The following is a 15765-nucleotide window of genomic DNA, read 5'->3' as shown; positions in this document are numbered from 1 at the left end:
TACAAATATTTTACGCGATCAGCGTAGGGTTCATAAAAAGAATGACAACCGGTCCCGCCATTCATCTGTAAATCGATCTTCCGAAGATTTCCATATTGCTTTGTGCAGGTCAAAAAGCAGCTCAGGAGAGCTCAAAACTGCCATGGTTTCTTTGTAATTCAAATTTTCCGTTTCTCCCGAAAGGGTCTTTTCCGTTAAGTCTGACGGAGCTTTGAAGTTTTTTCGCAAAAGCCCTCTATGTAGGGCATTTACCCAGGGGTCGAAGAGAGCTGATTTAAATCCCCACTCCAACCAGGCAGGAGGGTCGGACATGACTTCGTTCAAGGTCATCATTTCGGGCGAGGGATCCACCTCTTGAGGCGTCAGGAAAAGTCCAGCTTTCCTGAAACGCTCCCCGACCGAAGGCCTGCTGGTCCAAACGGAAAGAAAGACCGACAGAACAAAGGAAATCAATATGGGCAAAAGCCAGACGCAAAAGGATGGATTCACCATACCAACTATAGCGCCCCACAAAAGACCTATCACCATGTTGCTCCAGTGAAATTTAAGGGCATCTTTCCAGGCAATACCTATGTCGGACCTTTCCTGAGGCCCCCAACCAACTTTTTGCCCAAGCAGGGTAAAAAACAGAAATTTGCTGTGAAACAGCATTTTAATAGGGGCAAAGAGAACGGAAAAAAGCGTCTCCAAAAGAACGCTCAAAGTCAACCTTATCTTGCCTCCGAAAAGTTCCGGTCTTCCTTTGGCCATCACGAGCAGAAGGCCAAAAAGCTTCGGAAGAAAAAGCAACACGATAGTTACTATAAAAAGAAAGAGCGCCCAGCCGGGATACCATACGGGCCATTCGGGAAACAGCGCGTACTCACTGGGAAAATATACGGGTTCGACCCAAACGTCGAGCAGCGCCTGCAAAGAGCTCATGAATATAAAACAAAACCAGAGCAATCCAGAGCCATATATCATAACTCCGTTCAAAAAAAGAAAACGATGTGCCGGTATTATGCCCTTGAGCAAAAAGAGCCTCAAATGTTGCAGATTGCCCTGACACCAACGCCTATCCCTGGACAATTCTTCAAGCAACGTTGGAGGAGTTTCTTCGTAACTTCCCTCCAAATCGTAGGAAAGCCACACTTCGTATCCAGCCCTTCTCATGAGGGCTGCCTCTACGAAATCGTGGCTCAATATCTCTCCTCCCAGGGGTGGATCGCCCGGAAGCCTCGGCAAGGCACAATTTTCCATAAAAGGCTTAACTCTAATGATGGCGTTATGTCCCCAGTATTGAGCATCTCCAAGCTGCCAGAAGCTCAAACCTGCGGCGAAGATCGGACCGTAGACATAGCTTGCAAACTGTTGTATGCGTCCATAAAGCGAGCGTCTTCCCACAGCTTTGGGGGCGCTTTGCAAAATGCCCAGTCTCGGGTTGGCCTCCATAATTGAAGTCATCTCCGTCAGTATATTCCCGCTCATGACGCTGTCGGCGTCGAAAACAACCATATATTTATAGTTTTTCCCCCAACGCCTGCAGAAATCCGCTATATTTCCGCTCTTCTTTTTGATGTTTCTCGTCCTTCTTCGATAAAAAAGTTTGCCTTCAGCGTTTAACCGTTCGCGCCACTCGGCCCAAGCCATCTCCTCGCTTACCCACGCGTTGGGGTCATTGCTATCGCTTAATATGTAAAAATCATAATGTTTCAACATGCCAGTTTTCTCGAGAGACCTGTAGGTAGCCTCTATTCCGGCGAAGACCCTGCCGGTATCTTCGTTGTAAATGGGAAAAACCAGCGCAACTTTAGTACGTTCGTCGATCTTACTTCTCGAAGCGCTTGGAGCATAGCGATCTACTCCCCTTAAAATCGATACCAACCCGGCGAGAGCTGTCCAAAATCCGACGGAAATCCAGGCAAAAAGAATCGCGAAGGTTATCAACATTAAGTAACCCAAAATTTCTCGGTCTTTGAACTGAATGACTAAACTCATAAAATGGGTTGAAAGCGCCGTAGAACCGACTACCAAGGCCGCGAGAAGAGTCCTTCTTCGATTAGCAGTCCCTTCCCAGGTGGCCCCATTCTTAGAAGTCTCGAAGAGATTACCGAACTTGACCATAAAATCCCTCGGGACCATGGACGATCTGTTTACGGGTGGAGCAGAGGCGATGCCGCCGTTTCCTTTCTTCAGCAAAAGAGGTAAGATCTTTTCCTTGAGTTTCGGCCAACGGGGTCTGTCGATCAAGGACGGCTCTTCTTCTAAGTCTCCTTTCAGCTTTGCGATAAGGTCATCGAACATTCTAAACGTCGAATTGCCCTTGGAAGGGATCTGATGTAAAAACTCAATAGCGATCTCAAGGGAGCGAGTAGTGGTAACTCCCAAAATCCAAATATAGCTGAGCACTCGTTTCGTAAATGTCAAAGCTAAAGCTGCCATAGATAACTCCACTTTTCGGTTAACAGGTCAGGCAAATTGTCGCCCCTTTTTAAAAAGGCCTGAATTTCTATTTTAGGACGTTTATCGGGCTGCAGCTGCTCTATGGCGCCTACGGTTTTGGCCTTTACCTGAATTGCGAGCCTCCATCCACCGGTGACTTCGTTTTTTGTCAAAACCTTTTCTACAAGTTCTCCGCCATCGGAGACCTTGACAACCGCTGTCAACCCTGTGTCGGCAGGAATTTCCTCGACGGCCTTACCGATAAAATCGACCACGAATAACCTAGTATTGTCGCCGCTTCCCTTTCCCGATCTAGTGGCAACAACGTAACCGAGTCCGTGAGGAGAACCTAGGGGCAAATGCCAACTCATTCGATAGGAAATATCTACAGGCTCACCCAGGGGAGGAAACTCCTCGGGCACCCAAAAGGCGACTATATTGTCCGTCGTTTCCCAGTTTGTGGGAATCTCGATCAATTCAACACGTCCTTTTCCCCAGCTTCCCCTTGGGGCAATCCAAAGGCTTGGCCGTAGGTCATATCGAGCTTCCAGATCCTGATAATGGTCGAAGTCAATATCGCGCTGCAACAGCCCAAATCCGGCTACATTGTTAGCAGGGAAACTCGTCACGTCCAAGCGCGGTAAATTGCGAAGAGGTCTCCACTCCCAATCTCCGTTTTCATAGGCTATAAGCAATCCGTCCGAATCGTGGACCTCAGGCCTATAGTCATCGGGCAGGGAAATGCTGTTTTCGCCGTAATAGAACATGCTGGTCATGGGAGCAATGCCAAGCTTTTCAACGTCCTTTCTCCTGAATATTGAAGCCTTTACGTCTACCGCCGTCTTTTCGCCAGGTTGAATGTAAAACTTGTATGCTCCTGTGAGGCTTGGGCTGTCTAATAAGGCAAAAACCGTTATGTTTCTCGATTTCTTGGGTGGCTTGACGATCCAAAACTCCTTAAAAAAGGGAAATTCTTCACCCTTGGGCAATGCTGTATCTACCGCCAGCCCCCTTGCCGAAAGGCCATAACGTTGCCCCTTTCCGAGAGCTCTAAAATAACTTGCCCCTAAAAATGAGATGAGCTCATCGTAATAATCATCTCTATTGAGGGGGTAGTGAATTCTGAATCCCGCAAACCCCAGGTTATTTAGGTTTTCCGGGGATAATGCATTTTTCCCGTAATCAAAGAGGTTTACGTCGAAGGGAAATTCCTCAATCCCTTCGGAAGTTACCAAGTTGATCTTGACAGGAGTTTTATAAAGAAACCCCAAATGATAAAACCTCAGTTCATGCAGGGAATCGCTGCCCCTCCAAAGGGATTGTTCGGGTTTGAAGCGAATATCTCGCCACTGATCGTATGTCAGGTTTGCGATGGGATCGGACAAATTTAACGCTGGCTCTTCATAGGCAGATAGCGATAGGTCCTGTGCCTTCTTCCACACATCTTCTTCCAGACGTTTTATCTGTTGATCCATGGATCTCGCATTTCCGTAAGCAACATGTATTTTCAAAGAAAGAAAACAGCTCAATATAAAAAACGCCGCTACCAGCATTAAAATTTTGCACCTCACCAAAATACACTCCCTTCAAGCCAAAAAATAAACAGTTGCTATGACCCCATTTGGCCGCAAGCATTTATAGCATATATACGTTAAATCTTAAAGCATCCGACAAACGACGTAATCAACCCTTGTACAATCGCTCGAGACTCCTATATTGTAAGTACAATCAAATGGAAAGGGGAGAGGCAAATATGATCGAACTTTTGAAAAAAAGAAGGAGCATCAGGCGCTTCAAAGACATACCCGTAGAAAGAGAAAAGGTGAAAATACTAAAGGAGGCTGCGCTTCTGTCACCTACCTCGAAAAATTTACACTCTTGGGAATTCGTCTTCGTGGACGACAAGGATATGATTGACAGATTGGCCGACACAAGGGGGCAAAGCTCCGCATTTTTAAAGGAAGCACCCTTATGTCTTGCAGTGCTAGGGAACGAAAAGGCAAACGATACCTGGATAGAGGATGCATCCATAGCTGCTATTATAGTACAGTTAACTGCCTTGTCCCTTGGATTGGGGTCTTGTTGGATACAGATAAGAAACCGCATGCATTCGCCGGAGGTAAGCGCCGAAGATTACGTCCGCGCCTTATTGAACATTCCGAGAGAATGCAGAGTGGTTTCTCTTGTCGCGATAGGCTATCCCGCCGAAGAAAAAGCTCCCCATGACTCTACCGAACTCAGGTGGGACAAGATTCATTTAAATAAGTGGTAAAAAAGGGGGCGAGGTTTCAAATTGCGACACGACGGACCTCGCCCCATTTTCGTCCCCTAACCTATGGTAACTTCTAGAAATCTAAGAAAGTTTTCGCCCATTACTCCTGCAATTTCCTTTTCGTCAATCCCCCTTGCGATGAGTTCGGCAGTCAGCTCAAAGCAGCGACTGTGGCCTTTAATGCAATCGTAGCCCTTGCTCTCCGACCCTGACAGCTGATGGATCTCGTCACAGAAATCAAAGCCATAACAAATATTCTCGTAGGATCTGACTAGTTCGTATATATGACATACATGATCCGCCAGATCCTTGGCTTTGATGTTTTCGTCGTCATCTTTGACAAATTTGCTATAGGCGTTCATGCCAATGACGCCGCCCCGTTTTGCAATTTCAAGAATTTGTTCATCCCTGAGGTTGCGCATGGATGGGACAAGTTTTCTGCAGTTTGAGTGTGATGCCAGTAGAGGTTTATTGCTAAATTTTAAGACGTCATCTAGACCTTCGTCGTTCAAGTGGCTTATGTCTACGTACATTCCCAGCCTTTCGGCCTCCCGAAGCAGTTGCACTCCGAAGTTCGTCAGCCCTCCTTTTCGGCCCTCTTCTTTTGCCTCAAAGTGACAGCCGTCTGCTGCGTAATTTCTCCTGCTCCAAACGATCCCCAAACCCCTGACCCCCAGTTCGTAAAATATCCTGAGCAGGTTTATATCGTTGCCCAGCGGTTCTGCCCCCTCGAAGGAAAGCAACAAGGCCACCATCCCCGATGATCTAGCCCGCTTTATTTCATCTGTATTTCGACAAAGCGCAAAAAGCCCAGGGCTTTCTTCCATCTCCTGATGTAACGCGCTTACGTAATCCAAGGCTCGCCTCAAAGGCATTTCTGGCAGATATTCGTCGGAAATGAAAAGCGATGAGACCACTAAATCGACGCCTCCCTCTTTAAAAGAGGGAATGTAATGATTTTCTATAACCTTTCTTTCGCCTCTCTGGCGCCTTTCCCATACCAATGGCAGCAAGTCGTAATGGACATCGGCAACGAAGTATTTTTCATGAAGCTCTTTTGCCTCTGCGAGAAAATCGCGATCCATCGTAAATATTCCTCCTTCAGATCATCATGTATTTATTTTATTTTCAAGTCGGAACGTATTTGCTTCAAGCATCGTGATGATTATATAATACAAAAACAGTCCTTTAAATAGCGGTGATCTTGAAGTGGATCTTAAAGCGAAAGAAGATGCTCTTAGTGGTGTAACCGCCGTAATTCTTGCAGGCGGCAAAGGCTCAAGGGTAGGTCATAATAAGGCGTTTATCAAATTGGGCCACACCTACCTGCTGGAGTTGGTATTGCAAAACATGAGCAAAATTTTTAACGATATAATTATCGTGACCTCACGCTGCGATCACGACCGAATTCTATCAATTCATTCATCCAAGCCATCATGCTATCACATTAACGTAATATGTGATTCGGATGCAGGTCAAGGACCTCTACTGGGACTTTTAGAGGCGTTGAGAATATCGAAAAAGGAGTGGCTTTTTCTGGCAGGATGTGACATGCCTTTCATCAATAGATCCCTGGTTAAACATATTTACGGCCTTAAAAATGGGAATTCGCAAGCAGTGGTGCCGCGATTTAAGGGTTTTTTAGAGCCTTTGCATGCATTTTATCACCGTTCTTGTTTAAAAGAAGCCGAAACCATATACGGCCATGGCAAAAGAAAGATAAAGGACTTTTATCCTTTCGTAAATTTATCCATCTCGGAAGAAAGCGATATGAATGCAGTGAAAAATTACCATAGGTCCTTTTTTAATATAAACGACTTTTACGACCTGGCAAGAGCAGAAAAAATGCTTCTTCCTTATCCTCACGGAGGATTTGAAGAGATCTTCGTTAATGAGTCGGATCTTCGTAATTTAAGACTTCCAGAAACGCCTCTGAGCTAGCCCATTGTATTCGGACAAAGCAAGATCGTCCGTAGGAGAGGCTGCATCCCAACAGTAAATGAGAAAATCGAGCTCATCGGCTGCAGAGACTATCAGGGCCTCGGGCGAGCTGGGCAACACGGGAGAGCCGTATTCCTTCTTTCCGTGATGGCTTATTATGATGTGGCCAATTGCCAAAGCTGTCTCTTCGTCCAAGGCGTATTTTTTGGCATGCTCCATAAAGATGGAGTAACCCAAAGGAATGTGATCTATGACGGCTCCCTGCAGTGTAATTTGAGGGATCAAATCTATGGAGTAAGCCTCCAGTTTACCGATGTCGTGGAGCAAGGCACCGGCAGTTAAAACGTCCATATCTATCTTTAGTCCCTTTTTCAAATAGGAGACACCTATCGATCTAGCGCTTTTAGTTACGTCAAGCGTATGTTCAAGGAGACCGTGGACGTAAGCGTGGTGGTTTTTCACCGCAGCGGGAGCTATTTTGAACTGTTCCCATAAGCTGCCGCTGAAAAGTTGAAGCAAAAAGGTTTGTATGGGGTCACCGCATTCACCGACTATCTCCCAAAAATCTGTCTCCATTTGTTCGACGGGAACGGGCGATTTTTCGACGAAGGATTCCGGAGGATATTTGTCGGAGTCCAGAAGATATACTTGATTTACATGATACTGAAGCTTCTGCTTGAACTTCGAAACAACCCCAAATATTCCCACAGGTTGCTTTGAGATGCAGCCCATCTCGGCCAATTCATCTAAAGTTAAAAACTTCTTCTCGCCGCATCGGGCATCCCACCACTTGCTATCAGACCACGCCTTGGCATTTAAAGTTCCGCTAGCGTCCATGATCGTCAGGTCCCAGTAAGGCTTGTCGTTTTTATCTTTTTTGAGTTTGGCCGTAGCCAGCAAGCCGACAGCTTTAAACTTATCTCCCGATTTCTTGTTTTCTTTTATGTCAGCAATGAGCAAGCAGCTTTCATCAGACATCTATATCACCCTATCTTGTTTATCGGTTTCATCATGACCTTTCGTATTTCACGGACTCTTCAGCATCATTTTATACCATGAAGGAAACCGAAATGCCAGACGTACATTTTTCTGCCAAAAGGATCTAAAATTTCCCCCTCTGTTTCATATCACAAAATGCTAAATTGTGGCTTATAATACCTAACGAAGCATTCAAACAAAACTAAGGGGAGTGAACAAAGAAATGACCTTTATCCTAAAAAGGAGATTAACAAATGAAAGGACACTTCTAGGAACCTTTGCGGTGCTGCCTTCAGTCGATTCCATTGAAATTTTAGCTTTGGGCGGCTTTGATTTCGTGGTTTTAGACAGGGAGCATGGCCCTCATTCTGTGGAAAAGCTGCAGGACATGGTAAGGGTAGCACAACTTCACGAGATGGCAACTTTAGTCAGAGTGCCCGAAAATTCTAAGAAAGAAATTTTATGGGCGCTGGACTCAGGCGCCGACGGGGTACTCGTTCCCATGGTCGAAAAGGCCTCGGATGCCATAAAAGCGGTAAAGGCAGCCAAATACACCCCCGTCGGAGAGAGGGGAGTTGCCTTAGTTAGATCAGCCCAATACGGCATCCAGGAGATGACATCTTATTTTAAGGAATCTAACGACAATACCTTCGTCGCTCTGCAGTGTGAGAACACGATGGGTTTGGTAAATCTCGAGGAGATAGTGAACATCGAAGGGGTAGATATGATCTTTTTCGGGCCCTTCGACATGTCGGCTTCCCTAGGAATTCCGGGACGAACGCAGGATCCAAAGGTCGAAGAGGTTGCAACGCAGATCTTAAAAATATGCAAAAGCGCAGGCAAGGCAGCAGGAACCTTTGCGACATCCCCTGAGGAAGCGGCTAAGCGCTTCGAACAGGGATTTAACCTGGTCGGACTTGGCATCGAGGCATCAATATACCTTAATGCTGCTTCACGAGTCGTAGCTGATGTAAAATCCAAAGGCAAAAAGATCTAATAGCTATGTCGTAAGATATAGAATATGTGCCATTTCCCTTTGGCTCATATTCTATACCTTACAAGCTCAGCTTCGTGAGCCGGTCCGGTTACTATGTTCAGTCGGTCTTCGCTCGAAGCAATTAACACTCGCACTACGCCATTTTCATGATCGCTGTAACGCACTACAAAACGGGCAGACCTTTCTAAATTTTCTTTCGATATGATTCCCTTTGGAGCGTAAAGCAATGCTACGGGACCTTTAACGCTGATGGGATTTAACAGTAAGATGTGAGGCAAACGCAGTTGGAGCAACCGCTTGTTTTCCCTCGCATCCCTTCCGATGACCAAGTGAGCGTTCTCGGGGAGCAAGAAGTGACGCCCCACGCGCAAACAAGCTGCATGAAAGAATGAGAAATCTTCCTTTAAGGCATTCATTAGTCGCTCTAATTTTACCGAAAAAAACTTCTCGGTCAGCGGACACCCGCCACCGGGGGATGGGTAGCTATCGATATTCCATTTCCTTGCCAACTCTATCTGTTTTTTTCGTCCCCTGCCGGAAATGGAAAGAAACCACTCCCTTTTTATTAAACCATTCCGTTCTGGCACCGTCGGTGGAAGAAGCTTGGCCGATAGAGGCCTGACGATATACTCACCAAGCCCCGAAGCAGAGTCCACATGTCTCAAGGCCTGCGACGTCTGAGATTTCGGCCTTTCGCCCAACACTTCTCCCGTTGCCAAAAAATCGTATCCTCTTTCTCGCATCAAATTTCCTGCCTTTTTGAGCATCAAAGCATGACAATCTATGCAGGGATTCATGCATTTCCCAAAGCCGTGGGACGGATCGAAGAGGAGTTTAATGTATTCTTTTTCAGGCAGCGGTGCTATAATTAACGGGAAATTATATCGGCGTGCCGCTATAATAGATTTTTCAGCGGAGAAAAAGGGAGTAGTAAAGGCCAGGCAAGTTACTGTAACCCCGTTTCTGCGCAAGAGTTCACCGGCAAGCAAGGAATCAAGTCCGCCGGAAAAAAGAAGTAATGCCTTCGGGGATTTGTTCTTCATTTGCTTACCTCCCAATAATCAACAATAATTATTGATAAAATCACGTCAGCTTTGATAGACTATCCGAAGTCTCTTTATGCGTCAAATGACGCCTATTTTTATGAGGTGGTTGATGAATGACAAACATGAATAATATAAGAAATTTTTGCATCATAGCTCACGTCGATCACGGCAAGTCGACGTTAGCAGACAGGTTGCTTGAATATACGAATACCATAGATTCGCGAAAAATGCGACAGCAGTTTTTGGATACAATGGATATAGAACGCGAAAGGGGAATTACGATAAAACTTGTGCCCGTAAGAATGCAATACAGGGCGAATGACGGCAAAGAATATATACTCAACCTCATAGACACTCCCGGTCACGTGGATTTCAGTTACGAGGTGTCTAGATCCCTAGCCGCTTGCGAGGGCGCACTATTGGTCATCGATGCCGCACAAGGGGTGGAAGCTCAAACTCTTGCCAACGCTTATTTGGCTGTTGATCAGGGATTGGAGATCATCCCCGTGATAAACAAGATAGATCTCCCCGGAGCGCGCCCCGATGAGGTATTGCGACAGATCGAAGAAGTGATCGGGTTGGATTCTTCCCAGGCTATTTTAGTCAGCGCTAAGGAGGGAATCGGAATACCAGAGGCGCTTGAAGCGATTGTGAAACGTGTTCCCCCTCCTACAGGTAATGAAGATGCCAAACTTCAGGCTCTGATATTCGACTCAATCTACGACAACTACAGAGGGGTAATATCTTACGTCAGGGTAGTAAACGGATGTATTAAAAAGGGTCAGTCCATCTTCTTTATGGCGACAAGAAAAGAATATGAAGTGGAGGAAGTGGGATTTTTTACGCCCTTCATGTCCCCTGCTGAAGAACTCAAGGCAGGAGAAGTAGGCTATGTCATTGCAAACGTAAAGACCATCTGGGAAGCCAGAGTGGGGGACACGATAACCGATGCAAATTCGCCTGCCGACAAACCTTTGCCTGGGTATAAGCACATCAAACCCGTCGTCTTCTGTGGCCTGTATCCGCTGGACAGGGACGACTTTCCCCGTCTCCGCGAGGCTATAGAGAAATTGCAATTAAACGACTCAGCATTGGCCTTTGAGCCGGAGACTTCGGAAGCACTGGGCTTCGGCTTCAGATGTGGTTTTTTAGGACTTCTTCACATGGACATCACTATCGAGAGGCTTAAAAGGGAATTCGAGATAGATTTAGTCGCCACGGCCCCAACCGTAGCCTATGAGATCCTTTTAAAAGACGGAGAAGTCATTGAGGCCAGAAAACCCTCCGACTTTCCAGATCCCGTAAAGATAGAGGAGATCAGGGAACCCTTTATTAGGCTTACGATATTTTTGCCTTCCGATTATGTTGGCAAAGCCATGAAACTTTGTCAGGACAGGCACGGAGAGTTTGTTTCGCTGGATTACATTACGCCAGAGAGGGTAAAGCTTATTTACGACCTTCCCTTAGCCGAATTCATCGTGGATTTCCACGATAGGCTAAAATCTCTCACAAGAGGTTACGCATCCATAGATTACGAACAGGTAGGATACAGAAAATCCGATCTGGTCAAGGTGGACATTCTCATTCACGGCGAGCCAGTCGATGCCTTTTCCTTCATCTGTCATAAAGACGACGCCTACAAAAGGGCATTAGGTGTTATAAAAAAGCTCAAGGAACTGATACCGCGACAGCTTTTTGAGGTCGCCATACAGGCTTCAATAGGAAGCCGTGTTATCGCCCGAGAAAACGTCAAACCTTTGCGCAAAAACGTGCTAGCAAAATGTTATGGCGGCGACATCACCAGAAAACGTAAATTGCTTGAAAAACAAAAAGAGGGCAAGGAAAAGATGAAGATGATAGGAAGAGTTCAGATTCCCCAGGAAGCCTTTTTGGCATTCCTGCAAGCCAATGAGGAAGAATAGATCGGACCGCGTAAATTTACTTAACGAATCTTTTGTCTTGGCGTTATCGTCTCCGCTTTCGCTTTACGTTCATATACCCTTTTGCGTCAGAAAATGCCCCTACTGCGCCTTCTACAGCGTGGTTTCGAAAGCCTCTGAAATAGACAATTATATGAACTGCCTCGACGAGGAGTTAAAGTTGTGGGCCGCTCTTGCAGGAGGGAAAATCAAGGTCCAAACGCTTTACATTGGCGGTGGCACGCCAACTTTATTAAACCACTGGCAATGGGAAATGCTTATCTCGTCGCTTGAACGTTACGTTGACTTTTTACCCTTCCTAGAGGCGAGCGTCGAAGCAAATCCCGGTTCGTTAACCGCCGATCACATTAAACTTTGGCGCTCCTGGAGGATAACCCGTGTAAGCCTTGGAGTCCAAAGCCTTGACGATGGAGAGCTTCAGTTGCTCAAGCGCCCCCACAGTGCTCACGATGCCGCAGATGCCATAGCCGCGCTGGTTGCCAGCGGCCTCGATGTCAGCGTCGATCTGATCTTCGGCCTGCCTGGACAGACCATACAAAGTTGGCACAGGACCCTCAAAGATTGTCTCAATTTCGGAATACGTCATCTCTCGATCTACGAACTCACCCTCGAGGAAGGCACTCCATGGGGCGAATGTCCGCCCTCAGGTTTGACCGAGGGATACCCGCTGTATAGGTTCGCCCAATGGTACTTGCCCAAGAAAGGATTTATTCAGTACGAAATAGCCAGCTTTTCCTTGCCACGCCATTGGTGTCGCCATAACATCGCTTACTGGCAAGGTGAAAACTTCTTAGGAGTAGGCCCCGGCGCCTGGGGCTACCTGGACGGATTCAGATACGGAAACACGAGGGAAATAAACGATTATTTCGATCAAATTACCAGCGAAAATCTTCCCGTGGCATATCAGGAAATATTACCACAAGACAAGCAGGCAATAGAAGCTGTCATACTGGCCCTTCGCACCCGATGGGGAGTAACTGCTACGACTTTTAAGAGAAAGTATGGATGGAAGGCCTACAGGAAATTTCTCGACACCTGGGAAAAACTTCCTTCGGATTGCAGGGCAGCTTGTCGCGGAAGGCATGCCTTCACTCCCAAGGGATTTCGCATTGCAAACGCTTTATGGGAAAACTTCCTGTAGGAAGAAACCTCCCACAGGAAGTTAAAACTTTTAGAGCAACTTCGAACTCCAACGGGACCTGTATTCTATTATGGCGGAGGCCCGATCGCTCAAACTTGCCCCGAGCGCATCTTCCAGTTCGACCGCCGAAGTGACACGGAAGGACCTTATCCCGTAAGCTGAAGCCAAAAGGCTAAAATTCGGAAGGTTTTGGTTCACCGCATAAAATTTTCGGAAATGATGTCTCTTTTCGATGTTCTTTAGTATGCCAAAACCATTGTTGTGCCATATGACTATAACTAATGGCAGGTTTTCTTCTACGATTAGGGCAAGCTCTTCCATGGTAAATTGAAATCCGCCATCGCCGGAAAGGACGATTATTGGAGCGTGAGAGCATGCGGCTTTGGCACCCAAAGCTGCGGGCAAGGCCCATCCAAGAGTGCCAAAACCCACAGGATGAAGGAACGTCCTTGGCCCGTATGAAGGGAATTCGCTAATGGAGACGTAGGCGGGAATGGTCATGTCGGCAAAGATCATCCCTTCGTCGGGGAGGGCTTTTCTTATGCTGTTAACGGTTTGCACGGCATCGTAGGTCTCCTCACCCAATTCGCCCGAGCTTAAAAGTTCATCCCTCGCTGCTGCCTTTATGGACTTTACCTTGGAAGAAACTTCTTCGACAACCCTGGCGTCTCTGGCCGAAACGCGATCCGCCAAAATGGTTATCGCCGCTTTGCAATCGGCCATTACGGATATATCGGGAAGAGGTTGTCGGGCGAAATTTCCGGGATCCAGGTCTATCCGGATAACTTTACCCTTCGGCTTGAGCGGATATTGATAAAGGTCTGTGGGAGAAAGCTCCGACCCCGCGATCAAAAGCAAATCCAAAGATTCCAAGTAATCCCTTACGACCTTGAAATTAAGCCTGGCTCCTAAGCTTAAGGCATGTCTTTCGTCAACAACCCCCTTGCCGGCACAGGTGGTAACTACAGGGGCAGCAATCTTCTCCGCAAGTTTTGTAATTTCACTACCTGCAGACAATGCGCCTCCTCCGGCAATGATGGCACAAAAACGAGCTTCATCGATAAAAGATACGGCTTCGTCGATGTTCTCATCATCGGGGCATAAAATTGGGCGTAAAACCTTAAGCCGACAATCGCTTCGATATTGCGATTCCCCGAAAAAGCCTTCCGACAACAGATCCAGGGGTATTTCCACATGAACCGGCCCCGGCCTTCCCTTTTGAGATAGCTCCCATGCATAAATTAAGCTCGACGATATGTCTTCCGGATACATGACAGAAATGCTCTCTTTGCATACAGAAGATGCCAAGCCGCGGGAATCTTTAACTTCGTGTAGAAATCCGCTTCGAGAGGCTAAAGATTGCCTGGGTATTTGACTCGATATTAAAAGCAGAGGAACAGAATCGTGATATGCTCCCGCAAGGGCCGTCACAGCATTGGTAAGCCCAGGCCCTGTTATGGTAATGGCTACCCCGGGCTTGCCCTTGATTCGGCTGTATCCGTCAGCGGCAAAGGCTGCACCCTGTTCGTGACGCGTCGTTATATGGCGAATGGGCGAATCCAACAACGCCTTATAGATCTCGAGGTTGTGCACCCCGGGAATTCCGAAGACAACTTCCACACCCAAAGCCTCAAGCGTCTTTACAACAAAGCTGCCCCCTGTTGTTTTAGCCATTTTATCACCCTGATTTCATGTAAGAATGCTTAACTCATATTTATCCGTAAACCAACGCCTTATCCACCTCGAGCATGGCTTCCGTTATTTGAAACATGTTGGATATAGTCCCAACAGAGACTTTATCGGTTATTCCAAAATGATTGGTGCAGGTTCCGCATACGAGGATGGAGGTCCCCTTTTTTTCGAGGTCTCTTAGTATTTCGCTAGCGCTGTTTTCCGGTAGGGATAACAACACCCCTTCATTCATCAAAGCGATCACTACCGGAGGTTCGCTTTCAAGGAGGACTCCGAGGAAGCTTTTCATCAACACCTCTCCCAATCCGTCGTTTGGCCTGCCGATAGTATCCGACAGAAGCAACACCCCTACGCTCTTTTTTTCTTCATTAGGCTTAGTTTTAGCTGTATCTTCGATTTCTGCCGTGCTTTCTTCTGCTGCTTCTTCCGATTTGCCTCGAATAACGAAAGTCCCATCCTCTTTTTTGACCGCTTCGATGATTTCGTATCCCTGTGAATCAAGGAAGCGCCTGACATTTTGAAAGGAGACGTCGTTATCGACTAAAACTTCCACTTCTTTTTCTCCAGAATCTATCGCTTTTTTCGTCATTATTACCGGTTTTGGGCAAGTCGTTCCTCTCGCATCGACTATTTTCATCTTTCCTTGTTAACCTCCTTCGTCATTGATCTACATTAATTCGTCAAAATTTGGCGGCTTTCGATGATCTTGACGCCAACACTTTTCATTTCCTTCAAACTTTGCTCGACGCTTCCTTGAGTAATTCCGCGCGAGGCATCTTGGATCACATAAGTATCATACCCCAATTTAATAGCATCCAAGGCCGTTGATTTCACGCAGACATCAGTAGCCAAACCACATATAAAAACTCGTTCAATTCCCGCTTCATGCAATGTCTCAGATAATCTTGTCCCGTCAAAGGCGGAATAGGCCTCTTTCAAGGGTTCCGTCGCTTTGCTCACAACTATTGCCGAAGGAGAGATAAAAAGATCGGGATGAAATTCAGCTCCTCTAGTGTTTTGGACACAATGAGCGGGCCATGGTCCGCCACACTCCTTAAAGCTCATGTGTTTATCCGGATGCCAATCGCGGGAAAAGACGATTTGACCACCCTGTTTTTCGAAATGCTCAACCAGTTTGTTTACTATAGGGACAACCTCATCCCCTTCAGGAACCGGTAGATTTCCGCCGGGACAGAAATCTACTTGCAAATCCACGATTATCAGGGCATCTCTCTTTTTTATCGACAGCATCATGATAATACCCATCCTCCTAATTATTTATTATTATATTAAATAACAATATAATCTATTTATTTTTAATAATAAAATAATAATAA

Annotated in this window: 13 protein-coding genes; 5 read left to right on the top strand and 8 right to left on the bottom strand. The window is 46.4% G+C overall.

The window, feature by feature from the left end; all coding sequences use genetic code 11:
- Nucleotides 1-30 precede the first annotated feature (30 nt).
- Together mdoH and B3N34_RS03605 are read right to left on the bottom strand one after the other, a co-directional pair.
- Nucleotides 31-2421 (bottom strand): glucans biosynthesis glucosyltransferase MdoH, encoded by a 2391-nt coding sequence (mdoH, locus tag B3N34_RS03610; RefSeq protein ID WP_286975037.1) that lies wholly within the window; start codon nucleotides 2419-2421, stop codon nucleotides 31-33.
- Entirely contained in the window at nucleotides 2409-3992 is a 1584-nt protein-coding gene (locus tag B3N34_RS03605) for a glucan biosynthesis protein (RefSeq protein ID WP_286975035.1), read from the bottom strand. The genes mdoH and B3N34_RS03605 overlap by 13 nt, the downstream gene beginning before the upstream one ends.
- 182 nt (nucleotides 3993-4174) lie before the next feature.
- Between B3N34_RS03605 and B3N34_RS03600 the strand changes: the two genes are divergently transcribed.
- Nucleotides 4175-4693, top strand: coding sequence for a nitroreductase family protein (locus tag B3N34_RS03600; RefSeq protein WP_286975032.1), 519 nt, complete (start codon nucleotides 4175-4177; stop codon nucleotides 4691-4693).
- Between the two features lie 56 nt (nucleotides 4694-4749).
- Here B3N34_RS03600 and B3N34_RS03595 read toward each other — a convergent pair whose 3' ends face one another.
- Nucleotides 4750-5778, bottom strand: a complete 1029-nt coding sequence (locus B3N34_RS03595) for a dipeptidase (RefSeq protein WP_286975031.1) — start codon at nucleotides 5776-5778, stop codon at nucleotides 4750-4752.
- A 124-nt stretch (nucleotides 5779-5902) separates the two neighbouring features.
- On the opposite strand from B3N34_RS03595, the gene mobA reads away from it, so the two are divergent.
- Nucleotides 5903-6634, top strand: a complete 732-nt coding sequence (gene mobA, locus B3N34_RS03590) for a molybdenum cofactor guanylyltransferase (protein WP_286975030.1) — start codon at nucleotides 5903-5905, stop codon at nucleotides 6632-6634.
- On the opposite strand, the gene B3N34_RS03585 is transcribed toward mobA, so the two are convergent.
- A complete protein-coding gene (locus B3N34_RS03585) occupies nucleotides 6605-7612 on the bottom strand; it encodes a 3'-5' exoribonuclease YhaM family protein (RefSeq protein ID WP_286975029.1) in 1008 nt (335 codons plus the stop codon). The genes mobA and B3N34_RS03585 overlap by 30 nt on opposite strands.
- Nucleotides 7613-7835: 223 nt before the next feature.
- Here B3N34_RS03585 and B3N34_RS03580 point away from each other — a divergent pair, with 223 nt between their 5' ends.
- Entirely contained in the window at nucleotides 7836-8609 is a 774-nt protein-coding gene (locus tag B3N34_RS03580) for an HpcH/HpaI aldolase family protein (RefSeq protein ID WP_286975027.1), read from the top strand.
- A gap of 44 nt (nucleotides 8610-8653) precedes the next feature.
- Here the strand turns inward: B3N34_RS03580 and B3N34_RS03575 are convergent, their stop codons facing one another.
- Nucleotides 8654-9652 carry a hypothetical protein gene (locus tag B3N34_RS03575; protein WP_286975025.1) on the bottom strand — a complete coding sequence of 333 codons (999 nt, stop codon included), beginning with the start codon at nucleotides 9650-9652 and terminating at the stop codon, nucleotides 8654-8656.
- A 116-nt stretch (nucleotides 9653-9768) separates the two neighbouring features.
- On the opposite strand from B3N34_RS03575, the gene lepA reads away from it, so the two are divergent.
- Nucleotides 9769-11577 (top strand): translation elongation factor 4, encoded by a 1809-nt coding sequence (gene lepA / locus B3N34_RS03570; protein WP_286975024.1) that lies wholly within the window; start codon nucleotides 9769-9771, stop codon nucleotides 11575-11577.
- Nucleotides 11564-12736, top strand: a complete 1173-nt coding sequence (hemW, locus tag B3N34_RS03565; RefSeq protein ID WP_286975022.1) for a radical SAM family heme chaperone HemW — start codon at nucleotides 11564-11566, stop codon at nucleotides 12734-12736. Before lepA ends, hemW begins: the two co-directional genes overlap by 14 nt.
- A 30-nt stretch (nucleotides 12737-12766) precedes the next feature.
- On the opposite strand, the gene B3N34_RS03560 is transcribed toward hemW, so the two are convergent.
- The 3 genes from B3N34_RS03560 to B3N34_RS03550 are packed head-to-tail and all read right to left on the bottom strand — an operon-like array spanning nucleotide 12767 to nucleotide 15682.
- Nucleotides 12767-14410, bottom strand: a complete 1644-nt coding sequence (locus B3N34_RS03560) for a thiamine pyrophosphate-binding protein (protein WP_286975021.1) — start codon at nucleotides 14408-14410, stop codon at nucleotides 12767-12769.
- 40 nt (nucleotides 14411-14450) lie between these two features.
- A complete protein-coding gene (gene yedF, locus B3N34_RS03555; RefSeq protein WP_286975020.1) occupies nucleotides 14451-15065 on the bottom strand; it encodes a sulfurtransferase-like selenium metabolism protein YedF in 615 nt (204 codons plus the stop codon).
- A gap of 35 nt (nucleotides 15066-15100) precedes the next feature.
- On the bottom strand, nucleotides 15101-15682 hold the full coding sequence (locus tag B3N34_RS03550; RefSeq protein ID WP_286975019.1) for a nicotinamidase: 582 nt from the start codon (nucleotides 15680-15682) through the stop codon (nucleotides 15101-15103).
- Between the last annotated feature and the right edge of the window lie 83 nt (nucleotides 15683-15765).

This window comes from Acetomicrobium sp. UBA5826, from assembly GCF_002433005.1.
In the GTDB taxonomy this organism is placed as follows: Bacteria; Synergistota; Synergistia; order Synergistales; family Acetomicrobiaceae; genus Acetomicrobium.
This window is presented reverse-complemented; position numbering and strand designations above follow the sequence as displayed.

Coding starts and splice junctions, on each gene's coding strand:
- mdoH (WP_286975037.1), bottom strand. CDS start 2,421: ATGGCAGCTTTAGCTTTGACATTTACGAAACGAGTGCTCAGCTATATT.
- B3N34_RS03600 (WP_286975032.1), top strand. CDS start 4,175: ATGATCGAACTTTTGAAAAAAAGAAGGAGCATCAGGCGCTTCAAAGAC.
- B3N34_RS03595 (WP_286975031.1), bottom strand. CDS start 5,778: ATGGATCGCGATTTTCTCGCAGAGGCAAAAGAGCTTCATGAAAAATAC.
- B3N34_RS03585 (WP_286975029.1), bottom strand. CDS start 7,612: ATGTCTGATGAAAGCTGCTTGCTCATTGCTGACATAAAAGAAAACAAG.
- B3N34_RS03580 (WP_286975027.1), top strand. CDS start 7,836: ATGACCTTTATCCTAAAAAGGAGATTAACAAATGAAAGGACACTTCTA.
- B3N34_RS03575 (WP_286975025.1), bottom strand. CDS start 9,652: ATGAAGAACAAATCCCCGAAGGCATTACTTCTTTTTTCCGGCGGACTT.
- lepA (WP_286975024.1), top strand. CDS start 9,769: ATGACAAACATGAATAATATAAGAAATTTTTGCATCATAGCTCACGTC.
- hemW (WP_286975022.1), top strand. CDS start 11,564: ATGAGGAAGAATAGATCGGACCGCGTAAATTTACTTAACGAATCTTTT.
- B3N34_RS03560 (WP_286975021.1), bottom strand. CDS start 14,410: ATGGCTAAAACAACAGGGGGCAGCTTTGTTGTAAAGACGCTTGAGGCT.
- yedF (WP_286975020.1), bottom strand. CDS start 15,065: ATGAAAATAGTCGATGCGAGAGGAACGACTTGCCCAAAACCGGTAATA.
- B3N34_RS03550 (WP_286975019.1), bottom strand. CDS start 15,682: ATGATGCTGTCGATAAAAAAGAGAGATGCCCTGATAATCGTGGATTTG.